Annotated in this window: 17 protein-coding genes; 5 read left to right on the forward strand and 12 right to left on the reverse strand. The window is 46.8% G+C overall.

Annotated elements, in window-relative coordinates:
* Nucleotides 1-77: 77 nt before the first annotated feature.
* The 3 genes from ACQQ6X_RS17705 to ACQQ6X_RS17715 form a co-directional block, all read right to left on the reverse strand.
* Nucleotides 78-1919 carry an adenine deaminase gene (locus ACQQ6X_RS17705; protein ID WP_305166395.1) on the reverse strand — a complete coding sequence of 614 codons (1842 nt, stop codon included), beginning with the start codon at nucleotides 1917-1919 and terminating at the stop codon, nucleotides 78-80.
* 104 nt (nucleotides 1920-2023) lie between these two features.
* Nucleotides 2024-4384 (reverse strand): RNA polymerase recycling motor HelD, encoded by a 2361-nt coding sequence (helD, locus tag ACQQ6X_RS17710; RefSeq protein ID WP_305166396.1) that lies wholly within the window; start codon nucleotides 4382-4384, stop codon nucleotides 2024-2026.
* 360 nt (nucleotides 4385-4744) lie between these two features.
* On the reverse strand, nucleotides 4745-5776 hold the full coding sequence (locus ACQQ6X_RS17715; protein WP_305166397.1) for an FUSC family protein: 1032 nt from the start codon (nucleotides 5774-5776) through the stop codon (nucleotides 4745-4747).
* Between the two features lie 363 nt (nucleotides 5777-6139).
* Here ACQQ6X_RS17715 and ACQQ6X_RS17720 point away from each other — a divergent pair, with 363 nt between their 5' ends.
* Complete coding sequence (locus ACQQ6X_RS17720) at nucleotides 6140-7309, forward strand: glycosyltransferase family 4 protein (protein ID WP_305166398.1); 1170 nt, start codon at nucleotides 6140-6142, stop codon at nucleotides 7307-7309.
* 55 nt (nucleotides 7310-7364) lie between these two features.
* Here ACQQ6X_RS17720 and ACQQ6X_RS17725 read toward each other — a convergent pair whose 3' ends face one another.
* From ACQQ6X_RS17725 to ACQQ6X_RS17745, 5 genes are all read right to left on the reverse strand, one after another.
* Nucleotides 7365-7997, reverse strand: a complete 633-nt coding sequence (locus tag ACQQ6X_RS17725) for a DUF2238 domain-containing protein (RefSeq protein ID WP_305166399.1) — start codon at nucleotides 7995-7997, stop codon at nucleotides 7365-7367.
* A gap of 26 nt (nucleotides 7998-8023) precedes the next feature.
* Nucleotides 8024-8227 (reverse strand): YwbE family protein, encoded by a 204-nt coding sequence (locus ACQQ6X_RS17730; RefSeq protein WP_149032692.1) that lies wholly within the window; start codon nucleotides 8225-8227, stop codon nucleotides 8024-8026.
* Between the two features lie 70 nt (nucleotides 8228-8297).
* Nucleotides 8298-9038, reverse strand: coding sequence for a DUF1361 domain-containing protein (locus tag ACQQ6X_RS17735; RefSeq protein ID WP_305166400.1), 741 nt, complete (start codon nucleotides 9036-9038; stop codon nucleotides 8298-8300).
* Nucleotides 9039-9460: 422 nt separating this feature from the next.
* Nucleotides 9461-12013: a beta-mannosidase gene (locus ACQQ6X_RS17740; protein WP_305166401.1), complete on the reverse strand. Its 2553-nt coding sequence runs from the start codon at nucleotides 12011-12013 to the stop codon at nucleotides 9461-9463.
* A gap of 206 nt (nucleotides 12014-12219) precedes the next feature.
* Nucleotides 12220-13287, reverse strand: a complete 1068-nt coding sequence (locus tag ACQQ6X_RS17745) for a LacI family DNA-binding transcriptional regulator (RefSeq protein WP_305166402.1) — start codon at nucleotides 13285-13287, stop codon at nucleotides 12220-12222.
* A 279-nt stretch (nucleotides 13288-13566) separates the two neighbouring features.
* Between ACQQ6X_RS17745 and ACQQ6X_RS17750 the strand changes: the two genes are divergently transcribed.
* On the forward strand, nucleotides 13567-15258 hold the full coding sequence (locus ACQQ6X_RS17750) for an ABC transporter substrate-binding protein (RefSeq protein WP_305166403.1): 1692 nt from the start codon (nucleotides 13567-13569) through the stop codon (nucleotides 15256-15258).
* Nucleotides 15259-16289: 1031 nt separating this feature from the next.
* On the opposite strand, the gene ACQQ6X_RS17755 is transcribed toward ACQQ6X_RS17750, so the two are convergent.
* Together ACQQ6X_RS17755 and ACQQ6X_RS17760 are read right to left on the reverse strand one after the other, a co-directional pair.
* A complete protein-coding gene (locus ACQQ6X_RS17755) occupies nucleotides 16290-16850 on the reverse strand; it encodes a GNAT family N-acetyltransferase (RefSeq protein WP_305166404.1) in 561 nt (186 codons plus the stop codon).
* A gap of 57 nt (nucleotides 16851-16907) precedes the next feature.
* Nucleotides 16908-17273 (reverse strand): DUF2500 domain-containing protein, encoded by a 366-nt coding sequence (locus tag ACQQ6X_RS17760; protein WP_305166405.1) that lies wholly within the window; start codon nucleotides 17271-17273, stop codon nucleotides 16908-16910.
* Nucleotides 17274-17681: 408 nt separating this feature from the next.
* Here ACQQ6X_RS17760 and nrdI point away from each other — a divergent pair, with 408 nt between their 5' ends.
* The 3 genes from nrdI to nrdF all read left to right on the forward strand — a co-directional run bounded on the left by nrdI (nucleotide 17682) and on the right by nrdF (nucleotide 21295).
* A complete protein-coding gene (nrdI, locus tag ACQQ6X_RS17765; protein ID WP_064796119.1) occupies nucleotides 17682-18041 on the forward strand; it encodes a class Ib ribonucleoside-diphosphate reductase assembly flavoprotein NrdI in 360 nt (119 codons plus the stop codon).
* Nucleotides 18028-20112, forward strand: a complete 2085-nt coding sequence (nrdE, locus tag ACQQ6X_RS17770; RefSeq protein ID WP_305166406.1) for a class 1b ribonucleoside-diphosphate reductase subunit alpha — start codon at nucleotides 18028-18030, stop codon at nucleotides 20110-20112. Before nrdI ends, nrdE begins: the two co-directional genes overlap by 14 nt.
* A 217-nt stretch (nucleotides 20113-20329) precedes the next feature.
* Nucleotides 20330-21295: a class 1b ribonucleoside-diphosphate reductase subunit beta gene (gene nrdF / locus ACQQ6X_RS17775; protein WP_063209253.1), complete on the forward strand. Its 966-nt coding sequence runs from the start codon at nucleotides 20330-20332 to the stop codon at nucleotides 21293-21295.
* A gap of 65 nt (nucleotides 21296-21360) precedes the next feature.
* Here nrdF and ACQQ6X_RS17780 read toward each other — a convergent pair whose 3' ends face one another.
* Together ACQQ6X_RS17780 and ACQQ6X_RS17785 are read right to left on the reverse strand one after the other, a co-directional pair.
* Nucleotides 21361-21786: a VOC family protein gene (locus ACQQ6X_RS17780; RefSeq protein WP_064796121.1), complete on the reverse strand. Its 426-nt coding sequence runs from the start codon at nucleotides 21784-21786 to the stop codon at nucleotides 21361-21363.
* A gap of 123 nt (nucleotides 21787-21909) precedes the next feature.
* Nucleotides 21910-22449 (reverse strand): GrpB family protein, encoded by a 540-nt coding sequence (locus ACQQ6X_RS17785; protein ID WP_305166407.1) that lies wholly within the window; start codon nucleotides 22447-22449, stop codon nucleotides 21910-21912.

The raw sequence follows: 22449 nt of genomic DNA on the forward strand, positions 1-22449 counted from the left end.
CTGGACTATATAAGAAAACAGGGGCTATCCCTCAGGTCTGAATAGACCTGCAGGATAACCCCCAGCAACGTGCTCTATCAAACTTCCGTAGCATCCTCTTCCACGAAAAGAGACACCTTCCGTATACCGTCGGCTCCGATCACGACAAGTCCCTGATCTGACAAACGGATTTCAGGGATAACAACCAGTGCGAGCAGCGACAGTGTCATCAGCGCGTTGTTCAGCATACAGCCGGATTGCTGAAGTGCCCGGCTGATGCTTTCGGACTGCGCAGCCACCTCTGCAAACGGAGCTGGGGACATCAATCCGGCAATCGGGAGCGGGAAGCGCGTCTCACCCGAGGCGGATACGACCACCACGCCACCACGCAGAGCAACGGCCTGCTTTGCCGCCTGAGTCATGAGCTCGTCATCATTGCCGATGACGAGCAGGTTGTGGCTATCATGCGCTACGGTCATAGCAATTGCGGCCGGCTCAGTGAAGCCTACGCCTGTCACAAGTGCCACCGCGTGGCTGCCACTGGCATGATGTCGCTCAAAAACGGCAATTTTGCACAAATCCTGTGCAGGATCTGATGCAACTTCGCCATGACGCACCGGAACGGTCATCCGTACTTCCTTCGTATCCACATGATTTTCCGTGACACGAATTACTCGTACAGGTACATTCCCCTCCTGTACTGGAGCCGCAATACGAAAATCAGCGGTACTCAGCTCTCGACCCAAATGGACCGTGTCCATCACTTCCGCAGGATAAACAAAGCCTTCCCAATCAGCGACCATTTGTCCGTACTCGGCCACCAGTTGGCCCGCCGCGATGGTAGCCGTCACATTCACTTCGGCCAAGCGGCCATCCAGCAAGATAATATCGGCAATCGCACCGGGAATAATCGAGCCAATGTCCCGTGCCACGCCAAAGCGCTCTGCCGTATTCAGCGTTGCCATCTGAAAGGCCGTTACAGGCTTAACACCCTGCGCAATCGCATGACGCACCACGAAGTCCATCTGCCCTTCATGGAGCAGGGATTCCGCGCTGCGATCATCCGTCACCAGCATCATGCGGCGCGTGTCGAGTCCCATTTCCGTGCTGGCACGGATCGTCTCGGCCACATCATGCCATGCGGAGCCTTGCCGCATCTTGGCATACATACCGAGCCGGATACGCTCGGCTACATCCTCGGGCGTGACACATTCGTGATCGCCCGTAATTCCCGCGGCTGCATAGACCGGCAGCCGCCAATCATCGGAGGCCCATGTAAAATGGCCATCCGCCACCTTGCCGGCGCGCAGCGTAGCCTGAATTTCCCCGATCATCACGTCGTCCCCATAGACGACGCCAGGGAAATTCATAACTTCGCCCAGCCCGATCATATCCGGGCCCCAGCTTAGAGCCTCTGCCACTTCCGCCGGACCAAAAGAGGCACCTGTCGTTTCCAGCTCCGGGCCTGTGGAAGGCACGCAGGAAGCTACCTGCATGTAAGCAGCCAGCGGTGTCGTGCGTGCTTCGTCCAGCATCAGGCGAAGCCCTTTTAGACCCAGCACATTGGAAATTTCATGCGGGTCAAAAAAACCGCCCGTCACACCCAGCGGCAGTACAGCCTTCGCGAATTCAGTCACGGTGAGCTGTGTACTTTCAATATGACAATGTCCATCCAGCAGACCCGGTGCCATATAACGACCTTCCGCTTCAATAATTACGGTGTCTTCTCCAATCGTATGGCTAACGTCTCTACCGACGTAGGCAATACGAGAACCTTGCACAGCAATAGACATGCCCGGTAACAATTCGCCCGATACCACATTGACCAGCGTTCCTCCGCGGATCACCAGCGATGCCTTGCGCTCCCCTCTAGCTGTAGCTATCAACTCGGGTACACAGTCCGCCAGTGGCGGGCGTTGAAATACTCTCTTCATGTCCATTACGTTTGTAACCTCCGTTTATGCTTCTAACCTGTTTGGCTTATTTGCTTATGTTACTGGAATACGCTCAATAATGCCAGCCGCCGTTAAAGAACACGGTCACTTTATTCCACTTTACGGATATACGTGTCCGATTTCTGTGAGCTTATAAATGGCGTAATCTCCCCTATGCTATATATGTGCAGCAAATGCATCGCTCGCGTACAGGCCGTGTAGAACAATTTACGCTCACTTTCACGCTGATATTCTTGGGCCGATCCGTCATAAATGAGGACTGCATCAAACTCCACACCCTTCGCCAGATAGGCCGGGATGATGTGAATGCCCTTTTCAAAAGCAGGAGTTGTTTTCTTAATTAATTTTGGCTTTACTGGCAGTTGTCCATCCAGTGCTTCGTAGGTCGCTGCGCTTTCATCAGCATTTTTACAGATCACCGCAATGGATTCATAGCCCTCTGCCAGCAATTTGGTAACCTTCCCAGCAATCAGTTGATGCAGCTTCTCACGCGAGTTCACCTCGGTGACAAGCGGCTTCTCCCCCTTACGGTTAAACGGAACAATATGCTCCCCTCCTGCTACCATCCCCCGGGTAAACTCTACAATCTCCTGTGTGGAACGATAGCTGCGTGTCAGGGAAATCATCTCGGTCTGTTCTGCGCCATACAGGTCATACAATGGTTCTGCATCCTGAAGCACCGAAGCATGGGCGTAGATAGCCTGATTAAAATCGCCCAGTGCTGTCATTTTAGCCTGAGGAAATAATCGTTTGAAGAAAGCCAGCTGAAATGGTGAATAATCCTGTGCCTCATCAATAAACACATGACGAATGTTGCTATTGGAACGGAAGCCTAGCATCAACTCACGCAAATATAAAAAGGGCGTCACATCCTCATACGCTAATTCTCCAGCTTGAATGCGTTTCAGAGTTTGCCGACTAATCTCACTCCAGTGGACAGGTAGCTCTGCATGATTCGATAGTTGGCTTAATAGGGTCTCGTTCATAAACAGCTCGCTGTATAGGCTGGTTGTATCTACGAAGCGAAGTGCCTTAATCCACTTGCGCAGGGGCTTTAAGCGGTCACTGACTACCATACGTGCCAATATTTCTCTTTCACGCTTAAAATCATCGAAGGTATCGCCTTTATTCTTGGATTTACGGCGCATGCGGTTATATGCCCGCTGATAATCCTCCGGCTCCATCAGATCCATCTGCTGGTCCACCCAAGGAGCGGCGCATTCTTCCTTGCCAAAGCGGGCCAGCTCTTTGAGCATCCAATCACGCAGCAGTTCCAATCGGTTTGCCAGCCGTACAGCCGAGTCAAATTCATAAAACTTGCCTGCCATTTGCTCGACTGAAATCACCTCACGCCCCTGAAAACGAACAGGTTTAAAACGCATCCCCTCCTGTTCTAGGTGCGCCTTATAGCCTGTAATCACATGCAAGAACGTCTTGGATGACTTAAACCGAATACCTTCCATCCTAGCTTCATATCCAGTCTGGGACGATGCAGATAGCACATACTCCAGCTGCTCAAAAGGATCTTCTAGCTGAAACTCCCGGCCCAAACGCCGCTCCAAATATTCCTGAAACGTGGCCTGAAGCATATTTTCCTCACCCAATTCAGGCAATACTGTCGAAACATAACTATTGAACATGGGGTTGGGCGAAAATAACACGACCTGATCCGCTCGCAAGCGATCCCGATACTTATATAGCAAATACGCTACTCTCTGAAGCGCAGCAGAGGTTTTACCGCTTCCCGCCGCTCCCTGAACAATAAGCATACGGCTTCGATCATCACGGATGATGCGATTCTGCTCCTTTTGAATGGTAGCGACAATGCTTTTCATTTGAGCATCCGAGCTCCGGCTTAATACGGCTTGAAGGAGTTCGTCTCCAATAGTCACCCCTGTATCGAACATAAAGCGGATCTGTCCATCACGGATCGAGAATTGGCGTTTGAGCGTCAGTTCTCCTTCCATCTCCCCTGCTGGGGTCTTATAAGAAGCGGGGCCTGGCATATTATCGTAATACAGATTCGAAATAGGGGCGCGCCAGTCGTAAATTAGAAATTCCTCATCCTGATTATCCAGCAGGGAGGCAATCCCCAGATAAATACGCTCCGCAGCCTGCCCTTCCTCTGCAAAATCAATGCGTGCAAAATAGGGTGAGTCCAGCAACTTTTTCAAACGGCCTAGCGCCTCAGTGGAATGCTTGTGTCTTCGTTCCCGTTCAGACAAAATCTCAGACTGTTGCCGCAAACTGGTGGACGTCTCGCCCACATCATCCGCCTCACTGAAATTGATCGTTACCTCATCCCAGAAGTCTTTACGCATATCGACGACATCGCCGCGCACAGAACCAACCTCTGTCTCCAGCTTCCGAATACGGCCGCTAATGACTGTAGTCACATCTTCTACTCTTCGTTGTTCCTCATTCCATTGCTGTTCAGTAGTCACTGACATCGCTCCTGTTCCGTTTCCTCCTGCTCCGTGCAGGGCTCCCTTGCGTACAAACTATGCTCTATTATGGACCCGGGCATACTCTTCACATCCCTCTGATCCGGGAAAATTGACTATTCCTTTGAAGCATGCTATAATGTAACAAGAAGTGTGTTAACAACTTATGCAATACGGCTTTACAATGTAAAACATAGCATCCTCTATTGTAGCAAGTTCAGTCCCTGTTCGCAACCAGTGGGCTTTTTTTGTGTTTTCTGGCAACCTTCCATTAGCCTGTTCCTACATCCTTAAATTCATTACATAAAAAAGCGACCGCCCATCGGATTGATGAATGCGGTCGCCTTTTCTTTTTTCGAAATTGACCTATCGACTCTCTTCCACAGGATGAATATGATCGGCCAGTCTGCTCAATCGCTCCAGCTGATGACCATAGTCGTACATCGTCGCAGCTACAATGGAAAGCCGCAGCATTCCCTCCTGACAATGGTCAAAACGTGTAATGGCCTGCTTCATAAATTCACCGTTGGCCTGCTCAAACAATTCACTTTCATCCTCATTGGGTTTGAGCTTATTTTCGAACTTCAGCAGAGCGTGCTCGTGGAAACGAATCAGCCGCTCCAGATGGTCGTCAAAAAACGCATCTGTTCCCTTTGGACGCAATGACTGGAAGTAGTGTCTTTCGACCGCATCCAACACCTCGTATCCTTTATGCAAACTTTCGAGCATTTGTTTGTATACGACCATTTGTCTCGTCTGGCTAAACTTGTTGCGCTTGAGCTTTTTTTGTTCCTCTTCGAACAAATGATATTTGTCCGACAGTGATTTAATAGCTCCCTCCAAGTTTCCTTTTTCCTCTTTAAAGACAGACTCCTTAATCTCGTCGGAAATGGCAGTTCGCAGCAGCAACGACATGCTGTTAAATACATTTTGAATCTGATTGTTAAACTGCCTTTTCGGTTTGGGAGGAAAAACGGTAATGTTGATGACAAAAGCAGACACAATCCCGATCAGAGTCAGCGCAAAGCGGGTAACCGCAAATTTCCAGTCTCCTGAAGCTTCCATGACAGAAACCACAGTCACAAGTGTCAATCCCACAGTATCCGCCATGTTTATTTTCAGACATATCATAAGTACCAACACACATACCAGTCCGACCGCAATCGGCTCATTCGAAAATACCATTCCGCCCAGCAACGCCATAATCGCACCTAATGTGCTTGTTTGGAGTTGATCCAGAAAATAACGCCACGACCTATATATCGACGGTTGCATGGCAAAAATAGCGGCTATCGCTGCCCCCACAGGCGAATGGGTGTTCAAAAGCGTGCTCAGAAAAAGGGCGAGCGTCACTGCGATTCCCGTTTTTAACACCCGTGCTCCAAAAGCCAAAGCCATCCCTCCTGCTTACCCTTCAAATTTATTCATACCGAATTACTATAATGAAATTTCAAGACAAAGTCCATGTTTTATTATTACCCCAAACCATCAAAGATCAGGAATAATTATGAAATGTATAGGCCTGCTAGAATACATATCAACAGAATTCCCCTATATGCATCAGCATCACAGGAAGAACTGATCATGCCATGGATTAGTAAATTCTTAGAAGAGACCCGAAAGAGCCCGTCCCAAGGTCAATTTTTACAAAACCCGGCAAGCCCGTAAACAAAATCATGACACAATAAAAGCCGGAGCCTCCAAGCGGACTCCCCTGGAACGTCATAGGATAAATGAGAATGGCGGAGGAGGAATGAAGGCATGCTTCGAGTGGCATTATTTACAGACACGTATACGCCTGATGTCAATGGCGCTGCTCTGACACTGGAACGATGGATTGGCTATTTGGAGACCCATGGGGTATCTACACTTGTCTTTGCCCCGGAGGCAGACCATCATCTGTCTTCTGGACCGGGCGTGGAGCGATTTCGAAGTATTCCCTTTTTATTGTACCGGGAATGCAGACTTGCGATCCCTAATGCCAAACAAATTAACGAGCGCCTGTCAGCCTTTTCCCCGCATCTAATTCATGTTGCTACTCCGTTTAACCTGGGCCTGTACGGAACAAGCTACGCTGCCAAACACCATATTCCACTCGTCGCCTCCTATCACACCCACTTTGATAAGTACCTCGAATATTACAAGCTTCGCTGGCTTGAACCCGCGTTATGGAAATACATGCTCTGGTTTCATAGACATTGCGAAAGGATATATGTCCCCTCTCGGTCAACCCTGGAATTGTTGCGCAATAAAGGAATGGGACAGCTCGAAATCTGGGGTAGAGGCATTGATACCGACCGCTTCCAGCCCACAGTGAATCGCGAAGCGATATGGGAAAAATGGGGCGTTCGCGCAGACGCATTTGTTATTTTGTATGTTGGCAGACTTGCACCGGAAAAGGGGATCGACACGTTGCTGGACTCCTATCTCCAGTTACCCGATGACGTCCGCGCAGGCGCTGTGCTGGTCATTGCAGGAGACGGCCCATTATTTGAGTTCAAAACTGCAGCAGACATCGGGGTGCCAGAGCACGCCGTCCACTGGCTTGGTTTTGTGAGAGGATCGGAATTAGCTGAATTGTACGCTGCAGCCGATGTATTTCTATTTCCCTCCACTACGGAAACCTTTGGTAATGTCGTTTTGGAGGCAATGGCCAGCGGCACACCCGTGATCGGCGCAAATGAAGGCGGGGTGAAAGATAATGTCATCCATGGGAAAACGGGGTTACTGTGTCCAGCTGCGGACGCCGCTGCCTTTGCCAAAGCTGTACACCTTTTGTACGAGGATGCCTCACTTCGCAACTTTCTGTCCAGAACCGGTAGAGCATACTGCCTGGAGCAGACGTGGGACCGTATTTTTGAGCGGCTGCTGGACAGCTACATGGAGGCAGCGACCCTGCATCTCGACAGCCGACCGGTGACGCGAATATAATCCTCAACAAAATTCAAAACTACAGGAATAAAAAGCGTCTAAAAAAGAATCCCTGCTACACTTTTAGCTGTTTGAGCAGCTTGTTATGTACCCCGCTTAACAAAATCACCGCTGTCAAGGCACCGATGAACGCAAGGAGCATATCCCATTGAGTATCCCAAACATCTCCCTGTGTCCCCAAAAAGGCTTCTGCTGCCGTACCGGTTGCTTTGGCTACAGCAAACTCGATCAGTTCGTATCCAGCACTGATCGCAAGACATACACTAACCGTTAGAAAAGTGAGCCAGCTCCCGCTCCCCAGAGCTGTCTTACGCAGCAGTACTTCCCTAACGATGAGTGCAGGCACAAAACCTTGGGCAAAATGCCCAAGTCGATCATAATAATTGCGCTCCAGCCCAAACGTATCCCGAATCCAGTTGAACAGCGGCATTTCGGCATAGGTATAGTGCCCACCGACAATCAGGATCAGTGCATGTAGCCAGATCAGGGTGTATACCAGATTGGTAAAACGAAATCGTCGGTAAAAAGTCGTCAGCAGTACAGCTCCCAATACCGCCGGGAGAACTTCCAGTACCCATGTAAAATAATCCGCTGGGCGAATTAAGGACCAAACGAGGGCAAGCACCATCAGTACCAGTAAAACAAGCGGATAGCGATCATTTTTAGACCATGCCGTTGTCTGGTTCATACATCACTCCTCCTGAGCCCAAAGCTCTATCCTTTATCCAATACAATATGTTTGACACGCCCAACCTGTCCGTCTGCCAAACGCACTTTGATTCCATGCGGATGACGCGGGGAGTTGGTCAAAATATCCTTTACCGTTCCTCGCGTCAGCTTACCCGTAGGCTGATCCTTTTTAAGCACAATATCCACCTGAAGACCAGCGCGAATATCAGATCGATTCTGTCCGTTCATTGTGGCTATTCCTCCTTCGTTTTTACATTATTATCTTATGATGATATTCAACCACTCAGCCCCATCGTAATCACCAGTAATATCGGTCGTCCCGGCGGCTGTTCCCCATCCAAATCACGCACATCGTGGATATATAGCTAACGAGTAAAATAACGAATACCATCCCGCTAAACTCCACAAAATGAGTGCGTTGCAAGGAATCCGCCCATATGGAGGATACTTGTATGTACAACTGGGACGGTGCAGAAACAATATCCCATGTGTTTCCTCGAAAGAAACGGCCAATATAAATCCCCAGGCTACTTAGCAGGAGCACCGCCAGCATAAACAACCAGCTGACAATCCCGCCCCGTGCACACTGTACCAACTGTCGTACGGATTCGAGCGATACAAACCCCATTGTAAGACCAAGGACAGCTACCAGCAGCATTCCTAATGCATGATTCCAAAAGTACGGATTGCCCCAAAAATGATGCTCACCTAGAAATGGATATCTGGAAAATACATGCAACAAATCTGTGATCAAATAAGGCGTATTGGGATAAAAGAAAAGCCAACCTGCCCCTATGACCCAGAGCAAAAATGTCCTCGTTCCCCGTCTCCAAGAGCAATGAATGACATCAAGCAGAAGCGTCAGCAGCATAGGGATCCAGGCCAGCATCATATTCCACCAAATAAAAAAATAAGGGCGGTCCCCTGAGGGCAGTCTCACGTTAACGATCCACAAAGTACTGATTACGGAGCACACGGCCAGTGCCAAAAAAATGTAAAGTTTAACGGGGTAATTTAGCGATCTTAAACGGGCATACATCTGTTTCTTTTCCTCCTTGTAACTGTTCAGCCTTCCTGACGTTCCAATTTACACCTGTTCTGGACAGTGTACACCACAATGGCCTCAAGCTCAATGGAAGCGCTCCACTCTGCATAACATGGCGATAAAAAAGCATCTGTTCTCCCGGAATTGACCTCGTCTCCCCGGAAGACAGATGCTTACTATATTTCAGACTTCACTCACAGGTAGGCAACATACGAATGTGGACTGTCTGATCAAACAGAACCATCCATTAGACTAAATCGTAGGCAGCATTTCCCGGGTAATGTCGCAATCCAGCTTCACCCTGCTAAAACCCTACTCGCCGATTCTCCTACAAGCTTTCTACCGATCGTATGTTTTTGAACATTCTAGCCAGTTGAAAAGGACCTTCATTGTCAAGGATAAGGTTCTACTGTTCTCTAACCTTGTACCCAATTGACCAATGATTGTACTGTCAATGAACCTGGCGCAGCTGCCTCAAATGTGGTGGTGCCGTTACGCAAGGCCAGAAACTCCACGGTTTTGGGAACACCAGGGGCCAGGTCCAGATGGTTGTCACTGAAAATTCCTTCCTGCTCTGCGCTCAGCCACACATGTCTGGCAAGTACATCCGAACAAAGTGTAAACCTGCTGCCCCCACTTCCCTGTATCTCTGTCACTTCAATTTTCGCCTGTGGTAAATCCATCTCTTTCGTGGCTGCAAAATAAATTTCGCTGGCGGCCACCTGTTCACCGTTCTGTATCAGACGTGCGACCAGCATATGCTCCGTACGGTCCAGACCATTCAGCCATTTATCGGCAGACAGTACATGTACGATCCCCGCGCCGCCCGCTTGCTGTTCTACCTTAACATTTTCTTCACGGATAGCCTGACTGCTACGAATATGCAAAAGCGTCAGACGCAGCGTACCTGCTATCGGCTCTAGCGTATCGTTAACCAGATGCAGCTCCTTACTCCCCTGTTCTGTATCTACTGCACTCAACAGCACATCAGCAAAACTACGTTTAGCCGTATATTGAAGTGCCTTCCAACGACCAAAATAGTCCATGCTCGACCAGGAGGCAACGGGCCAGCAGTCATTCATTTGCCAGTATAATGTCCCCATGCAATAGGGCTTGTTGCGACGATGGGCCTCAATGGCCATTTTCATCGCCTCTGCCTGTAAAACCTGGCTCATGAGCAGAAAACATGAAAAATCCTTGGGGTGCCGCATGTACCGTTCCATGTATTCTTGAATCAGGCGATTGCCCGAACCATTCTTCTGATGTGCCAGCATCACCGCAGACTCCAGTTCCAAATCCTTCTCTTCCGCATAAGCGCGAACAGACTTGTATTCAGGAAAGGACTGAAAGCCATACTCACTCATAAAACGGCCCACATGTACGTGATAATTTTCAAACGGCTCAGACGCATGCCATACTCCCCAATAATGGATGTCTCCGGCTGTGGATGACGGATGAGCATGCTGATTGCGATCTCCGGTCAGATCAATTAGCGGTGAGGAGGGCCAATATGCCGTCTGCGGAGCCCAGGCATTTACCGCCTCCGGTAAGATCCGGTGGAAGAGCGTTTCATAATCTTCCCATAGGCGCTCCCGTTGCTCAGGCGTGTAGGCCTTTTTCCAGCCCCAGCCCGCATTCTCTTCATAATGCGCCCATGCGGAATCAATCTCATTATTACCGCACCATAATGCAATGCAAGGATGACGGCGCAATCGCTTGATGTTATCTTCGGCTTCCTGGGCTACATTGTCCAAAAAAGCCTGGTCCCCCGGATACATGCTGCATGCGAACATAAAATCTTGCCACACGAGCAAGCCGTATTCATCACAAAGGTCATAAAATACGTCTTCTTCATAAATACCGCCACCCCACACCCGCAACATATTCATATGTGAGGCGGCCGCACTGGCAATTTCATGCCGATATCGCTCCAACGTAACTTCGGCAGCAAAGCTGTCATTCGGAATATGGTTCGCTCCCTTTGCAAATACAGGGATTCCATTCAACTCAAAATAGAAGCTCTCCCCTGCCGTATCCCGCTCACGTATTAGGCGAATCGATCGCAACCCCGTTTTCACTGATTTTTCCGCAATTACAGCTCCCTGTGCTTGCTCCTTCAATTCAGCTGCAAACGTATACTGATGCGGGTCCCCCAGACCTCGGCACCACCACAGCTTCGGCTCCTTCATCACTAGCCCCAGCTCCACTGTTTGCTTTCCCTTCCGCAGGCGAACGGGTTTGGACCACACCCTTCCGTCAGCAGAAATACACAACTCGGCATCTCTAACCTCAGCTGCATTTTCAATCTCTACCACTGCCGTGAGTTCAGCCCTCTCGGTACTCACTTCGTCCTGTCGAATAAATAAATCTCTCACGGTCAGACCAGACCAAGCTTCAATCCGAACTTCTCTCCATATACCGCTCGTCACCAGCCGTGGTCCCCAATCCCAACCATAGTGATAGGGAGCCTTACGAGCGAAAACGCTTACCTTTTTATCAGACAAACCACCTATTTCGGACTGATCATTCGGTGCGGGAAATCCATAGCCCAACCTTTCCAGCTTGGGCACATCTTCAGTAATCGGAGAACGAAAACGGATTTCAAGTCGATTTTTCCCTTGCTGAACAAATGCCTTCACATCCTGTCTCCATACCCGAAACATATTATCGGCCGACAAGACAGCATGATCATTCACATTCACATCTGCGTATGTGTCGAGACCTTCCAGCACCAATTCAACACACTGACATTGGAACTGGCTGGCATCTATTTCAAAATAGCCTTCGTATATCCAATCCTGTTTGTCAATCCACTGTACCTCCATCTCGTTCATACCGATAAAAGGATCAGGAATTTTGCCATGTCGTAAAAGATCAGTATGCACACAGCCCGGTACTTTCGCACTGAGCCACTCATCACTTTGCGCTGCCCTAAACCTCCAGCCATCCAATCCTATCACATTAATCATCGTCGCAAGCCTCCTATAAGGATGATTGGGAACATCTGGATCACTCATTAACATAACAAAAATAACATTAAGCTAACAAATTAGTCAATTGTTTTTTTGGACAATGGTTAAAACACAAAATAAAAGTCGCCCTCTACCCCTGAACAGGCTAAAAGCGACTTCTTTCATCTTCACTGTGGATCGAATTCATCCCACGCATCCAGACATCAACTATATTTAATTGTGCTAAAGGAACGATCACGATCATCATTTTCCCGGCTGATCCGTGGCGCGTGAACTTCCCGTACGAGTAGATCCGCGTGCAGCAGCTTTTTTTCGACAGGCGAGCTTGGATTCATGATGCGCCATAATAACTGGTCCACCGCTCGCATCCCCAACAGTTCCTTATCCACTCTTACCGTGGCATAAATCGGCATTTGATCATTCGTATCGTCAAACCCGGTCACCCCGCACCGCTTTGGAACGTCAATCCCTTTTGCTTTCAGTACTTCCACGACTTGCGAAGCAGTCACATCGTTAGCACAAACAAAAACCTCTGGCAGCTCATCCTCAGGCAACTTGTCCATTTCCTCAGCAAGCGCCTGCGCTCCCCCATTAATAAGAGCTTTGTTTTGCCGTAATTCTATTCCGCTCATTTCCAGTGCGGACCGAAAAGCTTCCCAACGTTCATAGAAACTGTGAGCGTCGTCAACATGACCCACAAATTGAAAGTGGACATACCCCTTGCATAGCAAATCCTTCATTAATTCATTCATGCATGTACGATTATCCGTAAACACTGCATCACTTAAAAATGCAGAGTCCCAATGATCCACCATAACGACCGGAATACCCATTCGATAAATGTTCAGTAATAATGTAGTTGAAATCGTCCCTACAGTGATAATCCCTTTAATGGCCTCCGGATTCAGCAAAGAAAACGTATCGTCCGTTGAAGGCTCTGTTAACGTAATCATATCTAATCCTTTACGGTTCAGACGCTCGGAGATCCCTTCAAATACAGGTCCCCAGTACCTGGACTCCCGGTTCTGGTGCCGGATATTCGGAAATAACACCAACACAGTACCCGACCATTCTCTGGCATCCGTGTCCCGAGGCTCTACCCCAGTCATTTTGGGATGACTGCGAAAATAACCCATCTGGGCGGCCAGCTTAACCAGCAATGCCCTCGTCTCTTCACTTACACCGGGTTTGCCTGACAATGCACGCGAAACAGCGAACTTTGAAACACCCGCCGCATCCGCAATTTCCTGCAATGTTACTTTTCCACGCATCTCCTCACCCAACCCTATACGAAATCTTTTTCTACCTTAGTCTTCTAAATAATCAGGTATGCCTATAAACTGGTACCATCGTAGCATACTTTGTTTTAGATCATCAAACGATGGATTTGCACAAATCCACACCTTTTATTTAAATATGTTTGCTTAATAGAAAACAAAACACATAACAAACCAGCATAAATGACTTGACGTAAGGTTATTTATTTCCTACAATTTACTATTGAAAGCACTTACATTGTGTAAATCATACTTATTAAGGGGGATTTGCAGATGTTCACGAACAGGTCGGTACGACAAAGCTCCATTCTGCTCCTGGCTTTGTTGCTGCTCGTTACAACGGGCTGCGCGAATGGAACAGGTGGTACGGCAGAAAAGGAAGACCCCAACGACACCACTCCCATTACATTTACGTTCTTTGGCGGTGACGCAAGCTCCAACTGGAACAACATGAAGGACGCTGTCGGGCAGGAAATTACCAAGAAAACGGGTGTTACCCTCAATGCCGAGCATGCTGTCAATGGTCGAGGCGAGGAAAAGTTTGCTTTAATGGCTGCTAGCGGAGAGTACCCTGATCTCGTGTACCCCAAAGGAGACATTGGAAAGCTGGTCGATGCCGGCGCACTCATTGACTTAACCGACCTGATTGATAAATACGGTCCTAATATTAAGAAAGTGTATGGAGATTATTTTAACCGTATTAAATATAGTAATGAAGATCCCGCCATTTATACCATCCCGACCAATTTGGGCGTAGATCACATCGCGTTTGATGCACAGGCCGGCTTCGAAATTCAGCATCAGGCCCTTAAGAAGCTCGGTTACCCCAAAATTCGCACCGTTCAAGATTTTGAAAAAGCACTTAAAGACTATGTGGCCAAATATCCTACTACCAATGGTCAGCCTACCATACCCTTATCACTCGACGCCGAGGACTGGAAAATGCAAATTACTGTGACAAACCCGGCAGTTACGGCTACAGGCGGACCAGACGATGGCGAATATTATATTGATCCTAAAACACACAAAGCCATTCTTCACTACAAACGTCCGGAAGAACGGGAGTATTTCCGTTGGTTAAACCATATGTACAATGAAGGGCTCTTGGATAAGGACACTTTTGTACAAAAAAGTGATCAGTACAAATCCAAAATCGCCGCAGGACGTGTCATCGGATTGATTGATCAGGAATGGAACTACCAGGATGCCGAAAATGCGCTCAAGGCAGCAGGCAAGGATGAATACACTTACGCTCACTTTCCGGTCACTTTAAATGAGCAATACGAGGATCATTCCCTCCAGCCTATTGGTTTTGATACTGCGTCCGGGATTGGCATTACAACTTCATGCAAAAATCCGGTGCGAGCTATCAAGTTTCTAGACTTTCTGGCCTCGGACGAAGGACAAATTTTACGTAATTGGGGAATTGAAGGCCAGCATTACAATGTAGAGAACGGCAAACGAGTCATTCCTGCGGCTGTGCAAGAACGTAAAAATAACGATAATGCTTCTTTTAGCAGAGAATCCGGTATCGGTTTGTATTGGATATGGGGACCACATTACGGTGATAGCGTGAAGGACCCAACTGGCAACTATTATACAACTAATTATCCAGAGATGATTACCGAAAATTATAGCAAAGCGGAAAAAGAGTCCCTTCAGGCATATAAAGCTCGGACATGGAAAGACCTGTTCCCGAATGAAAAGGATTTTCCAGTAAAAGAGTGGGGAGCTGCCTACAACATGCCTGTTCCGACCACTACAAACTACAATGTGATTTATCAGAAGTCACAGGACATTGTGCGCAAACGGATTCCTGAGGCCGTACTCGCCAAACCAGATCAATTCGATACCGTGTATGACCGCATGCTCCAAGAGCTGGATCAGGCGGGTGTACCGAAGGCTGAAGAAATCTTCACCGGTTTGATTCAAAATCGGCTGAAGCTATGGTACGGGGAGAAGTAGAAATCGATTGCTACTAAAAATAGAAAAGGGCTGACAGCCAGATCCTGTCTCAGCCCTTTTTCTATTAAATATTCTGCCTTGTTGCTTTTTCCTTCCAGCTATTATTTTTCCTGGACACCCGGTGGACATAAAGCAATAAAAAGATTGGAATCAATGCAATCCCGCCACACAGCACCCAAGATATCTGAATAGGTGCTTGATCCGAAGTTAGATTGGTAAAATTACGGCTTACGATGCCTGTCACGATTAAACCTGCGCACATGCCTAGTTGCGAAATGGCAGAATCCAGAGATAGCAGAGTTGAACGATACTCATTAGATATTCTTTTGTTCAGAAATATTTGTTTGGCAACCGGGTACATCCCTCGCCCAATTTCATAAATTAAAAAGGTAAGCAGTATAGGATAAAAGGTGTTGAAAGCACCCGCTAAGATGAGTTATATCCCAATCATTAATCGTTTTAATACGAGTCGCAGATGTTTTTCGATGGGTAATATTTTTCTCTTTCATATAAAAGCAGCATAGAAAAATACACAGGATAATAGATACAATGCTGGCCACCCAGGGAAGTGACTAGTTAAAAGTTGCGAGAAAGGCCCCAAACAGACCGCAAATAAATCCCGAAATGTACTGTATACTATTAGAGGTTGTAAAAAGAACTTCCATCGGCTTATCGCTGTTTTCCACAACCCAGGATTCCAAGGAACCTGATTACAAGCATATTGCCAGCCCCCCAAAGACTTGCGCGAACATAAGTAGCCATATGTGATCTGTCCAAACGAACAAAACACTGTAGACTAGAAAACAACAAGCCCCAGAACAACAGAAATTTTTCTTCCATACTTGTCTGCAATAGCTCCTGTCGGTATTTCAAACAGAAAAATACTTACAAAAAATACAACTAGCAAGAAATTGCACTTTGCAGAGAAAGTCCTTTAGCTAAAAGGAATAGGATGAGCATAGTCCCCGTGATTTCACTCATAAAAAATTGAAGAAAGCTGACAGAGTAAAATAGCTTATGTGGCCTCACTTTCAGGATTCCTTCGCTTGCTCTACAGCCTCATATTCACTTCGCAACATCCCCATCTGAATGATGTCATAGTACTGTCCTTCCCTGAATAGCTTTTTCCGTAGCCGCCCTTCCTCCTTGAAGCCACATGCCAGATAGCAACGATGTGCACGTTCATTGAACGCATACACCTCCAGTTCCAGCCGATGCAGGTTCAGCGCATGAAACGCAAATTTTTGTATCAGCCGGATCGCTTCCCGCCCATAGCCCTTGCCCAGGTCACTGTCGCGCCCGATCACAATCCCAAGCGTGGCGTGCCGATTCACCCAGTTGATTTTGAATAAATCAAGTTGTCCAATATAGTCCAATGTGTCTTTATGTGCAATGACAAAGCCCTTGATTTCAGAGTTGCCGTCAATCATCATCTGTACAAACGATTCACTATTAGCCTGTGAATGCGGATAGATAAATACGTCGCTTAAACCATGTGTGATTGCTGGGTCATTAACCCATCTTCGGATATCAGGTATATCCTCCTGGCGGTACTCTCTTAATACAATTCGTGCTCCAATGATATGTGGCATCGTCAGCTTCCTCCCTAATATGTATTTTCAAGTAGTACACTAGCTTTCCGGTCAACCTTACGCTTCCACTACTCTAACAAACTCCAAAAATCGTGTCCCTTTATAATGAACCTCCCCGCGATCCCCGATCACAATCATTCCGAAGTCCGTACCCTTTACCTTCAGCTCCTTACGTTCACCTCCTTCAAACTCAAAGGTGATATAGTAGTCGGTCGAAGCTGAAAAATCGCCTGATCCCCCACGCACTCTCGTTCGCTTATCCACAACCTTGCATGAACGTTGGACCTGTTCGGCTTCTTGATTGGAAAGGCCTGCTCCGATCGTTTTCACAATCCCCGTAATGATTACAATAGCAATAAGTCCAAGCACGATAAAAAAGATCATATTAAACGATTGAAATTCCATAAAAAAACTACTTCCCATCTACTTCATCCTTTCTACAGTAAAATGTAAATTTTCCAATCTATTACCCATTGACAAATGGTACATCCTAAGCCTCAAAAACTCCAATACTTTTTTAACATACTTACGAAAAAAAAGTTCTTTCGCTCTTTTCCGCACCCTGCTTGGACTTACACCCGATATGGGTCCTCTGGGCCTCTCTAGACCGATTGACAAAACTATATATAGATATAAAATAGAGAATGTACTCTAAATATAGTGTAAAAAACGTATTTATGCCCGATATCTTGAAGATACAGGTATGAAAATACATGTAAATATAGAGTCAAAAATTTTAAATGGCGCAGCCAGCAAGGGATTACAGGTATGATGAGTCTCTTGGCAATGCCGTTTTCTTTTTTTCGTTAATTGTTAAGGAGGTTGCACACCATGCTGATTGCTTATGATTCCAAGACTGGCAATGTAAAAAGATTTATAAACAAGCTCAAGCTTCCGGCGGTTCAGATTGAGGAGCAAATGACTATAGAAGAACCTTACGTACTCATTACATATACTACCGGGTTTGGGCAGATACCTGAGAAGGTATCTTCCTTTTTGAAAAAAAATGCACAAAACCTTGTTGGTGTAGCTGCAAGCGGCAACCGCAACTGGGGTGAGAAATTTGCCAAAAGTGCAGATTTGATTGCCGACCATTATAATGTCCCGGTGATTAGCAAATTTGAATTATCTGGAACGTTCGGAGATGTAGAGCGTTTTAAGCAGGAGGTGAGCCGAGTTGCGGCATATTGAATTGAACAACATGTTGATGAAACGCGATACTGACGGCTTTTTCCAATTGGAAAAGGACCAAGAGGCTGTGGCAGAATTTATGAAGGAAGTTCAAGAACGGAGCTTGAAGTTTGCTGACACAGCTGCTCAAGTGCTGTATATGATTGAGAATGATTATTACGAAAATTTCTATAACAGCTATACGGCTGATGAAATTAATGATATTTTCCATATCACTCATAGCTACGATTTTAAATTTCCTTCCTATATGGCAGCATCCAAGTTCTATACTGACTATGCACTGAAGAGTAATGACCGTAAAGTCTATCTGGAGCACTATCCTGACCGGGTGGCTGCTGTCGCCCTGCATTTGGGACGCGGCAACGCTGATACGGCACGCCTGTTGGCCCGCTCGATGATGGAACAACGTCTTCAGCCAGCAACACCTACCTTCCTGAACGCAGGCAAAAGCCGCCGGGGAGAATTGGTATCCTGCTTCCTGCTTGAAATGGACGACTCTCTGAACTCGATCAACTATGTACTGAACACTTGCATGCAATTATCCAAAATCGGCGGCGGTGTGGCGGTTAACCTGTCGAAGCTGCGGTCACGCGGCGAAGCGATTAAAGGTGTAGAAGGTGCAGCCAAAGGCATTATGCCTGTGCTCAAGCTGATGGAAGACGGCTTCTCCTACGCGGACCAAATGGGGCAACGCAAAGGCTCCGGCGCAGCCTATTACAATATTTTTGGATGGGACGTGCTGGAGTTCCTGGATAGTAAAAAAATCAATGCTGACGAAAGAGTACGTCTCAAGACACTGTCGATCGGATTGCTGGTGCCGAACCGCTTTTACAAGCTGGCTCAGGATAACGAACCGCTGCATGTATTTGCTCCTTATAGTGTGTTCAAAGCTTATGGAACGCATTTGGACGACATGGACTTGGATGTAATGTATGACACGCTGCTCGCCGACGATCGAGTGAAGAAAAAAGTAGCGATGAGCGCACGTGATATGCTGACGAAAATTGCCATGATTCAGTTGGAATCTGGATATCCATATATTATGAATAAGAGTAACGCCAATCAGGCGCATGCTCTTAAAAACGTGGGCCAAATCAAAATGTCAAACCTGTGCACGGAAATCTTCCAGCTACAGGAAACTTCTGAGATTGCCGATTATGGACAACAGGATATTATTCGCCGGGATGTAAGCTGTAACCTGGCTTCCCTGAACATTGTAAATGTGATGGAGCACGGCAAAATCCGCGAGTCCGTTCACGAAGGTATGATTGCTCTCACTTCGGTCAGCGATATGACCCAAGTGGCTAATGCACCAGGTGTTGCGAAAGCGAACCGTGAAATGCATTCCGTTGGTCTAGGTGTCATGAATCTGCACGGCTACCTTGCCAAGAATAAAATTGCATATGAAAGCAATGAAGCGAAGGATTTTGTCCGTACCTTCTTCATGACGATGAACTATCATTCCATCGAAAAGAGTATGGAAATCGCAAAAGCAGCCGGACAAAGCTTTTATGGATTTGAGGAATCGGATTATGCGACAGGTGTATATTTTGACCGATATCTGAACACCGATTATCGTCCAACAACGGCACGCGTGCAAGAGCTGTTCAAGGATATTTATATTCCGACTCCAGCGGACTGGGACAAACTGAAAGCAGACGTCATGCAGAACGGTCTGTACCACGCCTACCGTATGGCGATTGCTCCCACTGCCAGCATTTCGTACATTCAAAATGCAACGTCCAGCGTTATGCCAATTGTTGAGCAGATTGAAACTCGCACCTATGCGAATTCGACGACTTATTACCCAATGCCGTATTTGCAAAAGGATAATGTATTCTTCTACAAATCCGCTTATCAAATGGACCAATTCAAAGTACTTGATCTGATTGCTGAAATCCAGCCTCATGTGGATCAAGGAATTTCGACTGTGCTTCATGTAAACAGCGATGTGACTACGCGTCAGTTAGCACGTTGCTATCTGTACGCTGCTCACAAAGGACTTAAATCGTTATACTACACACGTACCAAAAAACTGTCTGTGGAAGAGTGCCTCACTTGCTCCATCTAATGAATAAATGGTAACAAGCTATACAATAAATTAAATTTTGAATAGATATGGATGCTTGGTATTAGAAGCTGTATCCAGCGTGTGGTTCATACCTTTACAGGTTTGGACAAGGCCCTCGCGGATACAGCTTCCGTATGTCAAGCATACGATGACTCTTTGGTAGCCTCTTATATGAGGGTTTCCAGGAATCTCGCAAGCTGAAGGGAGAATGCTAACAATGACAGGTATACAAGCCGTAAACTGGAACCGTTCGGACGATGATTTCACCCTGATGTTCTGGAACCAGAATATTATGCAATTTTGGACGGATGATGAAATTCCGCTGTCTGACGATAAAATGTCCTGGGTAACCCTCAGTGATATTGAAAAAGAAGCCTACATGAAGGTGCTGGGCGGATTGACTCTGCTGGACACCATTCAAGGCGGTGTGGGTATGCCGCAAATTATGGAGCATGTAGACGGACTGCAACGCAAAGCCGTATTAAGCTTTATGGCGATGATGGAGCAAATTCATGCCAAGTCGTACAGCAGCATCTTTACAACCCTGGCCTCCACAGAAGAAATTGACGGTGTATTCCGCTGGGTGGAAGAAAATCCGTATCTACAGACCAAAGCAGAAACCATTCGTCAGTATTATATGAACATTCATACACCGAAAGACCTGTATCTCGCGATGGCTGCGTCGGTGCTGTTAGAAAGCTATTTGTTTTATAGCGGCTTCTTCTACCCTCTCTATCTCGCAGGTCAGGGCAAGTTGACATGCAGTGGGGAAATCATCGATCTGATCCTGCGGGATGAAAGTATTCACGGCGTCTACGTAGGTGTACTGGCACAAGAGATTTATGCAGAACTGGACGAGGAAGAACAACGTGATCTCTACCAGACGCTGGTAGGTTTGCTGCGCTACTTGCACAATAACGAAGAACAGTATACCGAGCAAATTTATGCCCCTATTGGACTTGTAGACGATGTTAAAGTCTTCTTGCGTTACAACGCCAACAAGGCCATGATGAACCTGGGCTTTGATCCACTTTTTGAAGAAGAAGAAGTCAATCCCATCGTATTCAACGGTATCAGCACACACACCAAACAGCACGATTTCTTTTCTAAAAAAGGAAACGGCTATGTACGGGCGATGAATGTAGAGCCGCTGACAGATGATGATTTTAACTTTGGCGTATAAGTGAGGTAATATATAAAAAAAACGGCCAGATCGCTAAAGCAGCGGATCGGGCCGTTTTCTATTTGTTAAGATCGAACCTCTGTGAAAATTTGAAAGGTGACACCAAATTTGTCTGTTACATTCCCATAAGCCGGACTAAAATGGGTTTCTTGCAAAGGCATCCCCACCTGTCCTCCTTGCTGTAGAGCATCAAACATTTTTTGGGATTGCTCCACACTGTCAGTTGTAATACAAATGCTCACCTGGTTCCCGCTGCTAAACGGCGATCCTGGAAAGGTATCCGAAAACATAAGCTCTGTTTCACCAACCTTAAGAGTAGCATGTCCAACACGTTCCTTGACCTCAGCGGGAATGGGAAAATCGGGGTTTTCCGGCATTTCTCCAAAGGTTTGAACAAAAAGCAGTTGGGCATCCAACGCCTTTTCATAAAATTCGATGGCTTCCTTGGCATTTCCATCCATAGTGATGTAAGGAATCAAACGTTTGGACATCTTTCACACAGCTCCTTCTTTTGATGAGTTTAGTCAGCTATTTCTCTTGTATTATATACAAAAAAATTTAAATAAAAAACAGAATATCTTTTTAGCCTTCATCCACCTGAACACCGTGCCATACTATAATTTCATCTGTCTCTGCTTTTGTCTTTCAAGCTTCGCTTGCTCAACGATCTGCCGTATGAATGGTCCCTTGGCCTCGGTATAGGCTGCACGGTCATATTGGAATTGGTGCGCCAAATCTTTTTTTAAGGTCTCATACGCTCGTAGGCTTTCAGGATGTGTTTTCAAGTAATCTCTGAACAACAGATGGTTATCCCAATGCTCATCTTGATAGTTGTAAATATGCAAATGATGAGTCCCAGCCCCCCATTCTCCACGGCGAAAGAAAGCTCGTTCTGGAAAATCAGGCTTATGTACATATTCATATTGAATACCGAGTAAACGCTCTCGCTGCTCGGATTGAATAAACGTCAAATCTTCTACTCCAACCATAATATCGATAATGGCCTTGGCTCCCAGACCAGGAACGGATGTACTCCCGATATGCTCTACGCCGAGACACACGTCCCCGAGAGCCTCAGTTATTTTTGCTCGTTCTTGGGTATACTCTGCTACCCACTGCGGATTATATTCGGATATCACTACCTGTGCCGACAT

Source organism: Paenibacillus ottowii, from assembly GCF_050516475.1.
Lineage (GTDB): Bacteria > Bacillota > Bacilli > Paenibacillales > Paenibacillaceae > Paenibacillus > Paenibacillus ottowii.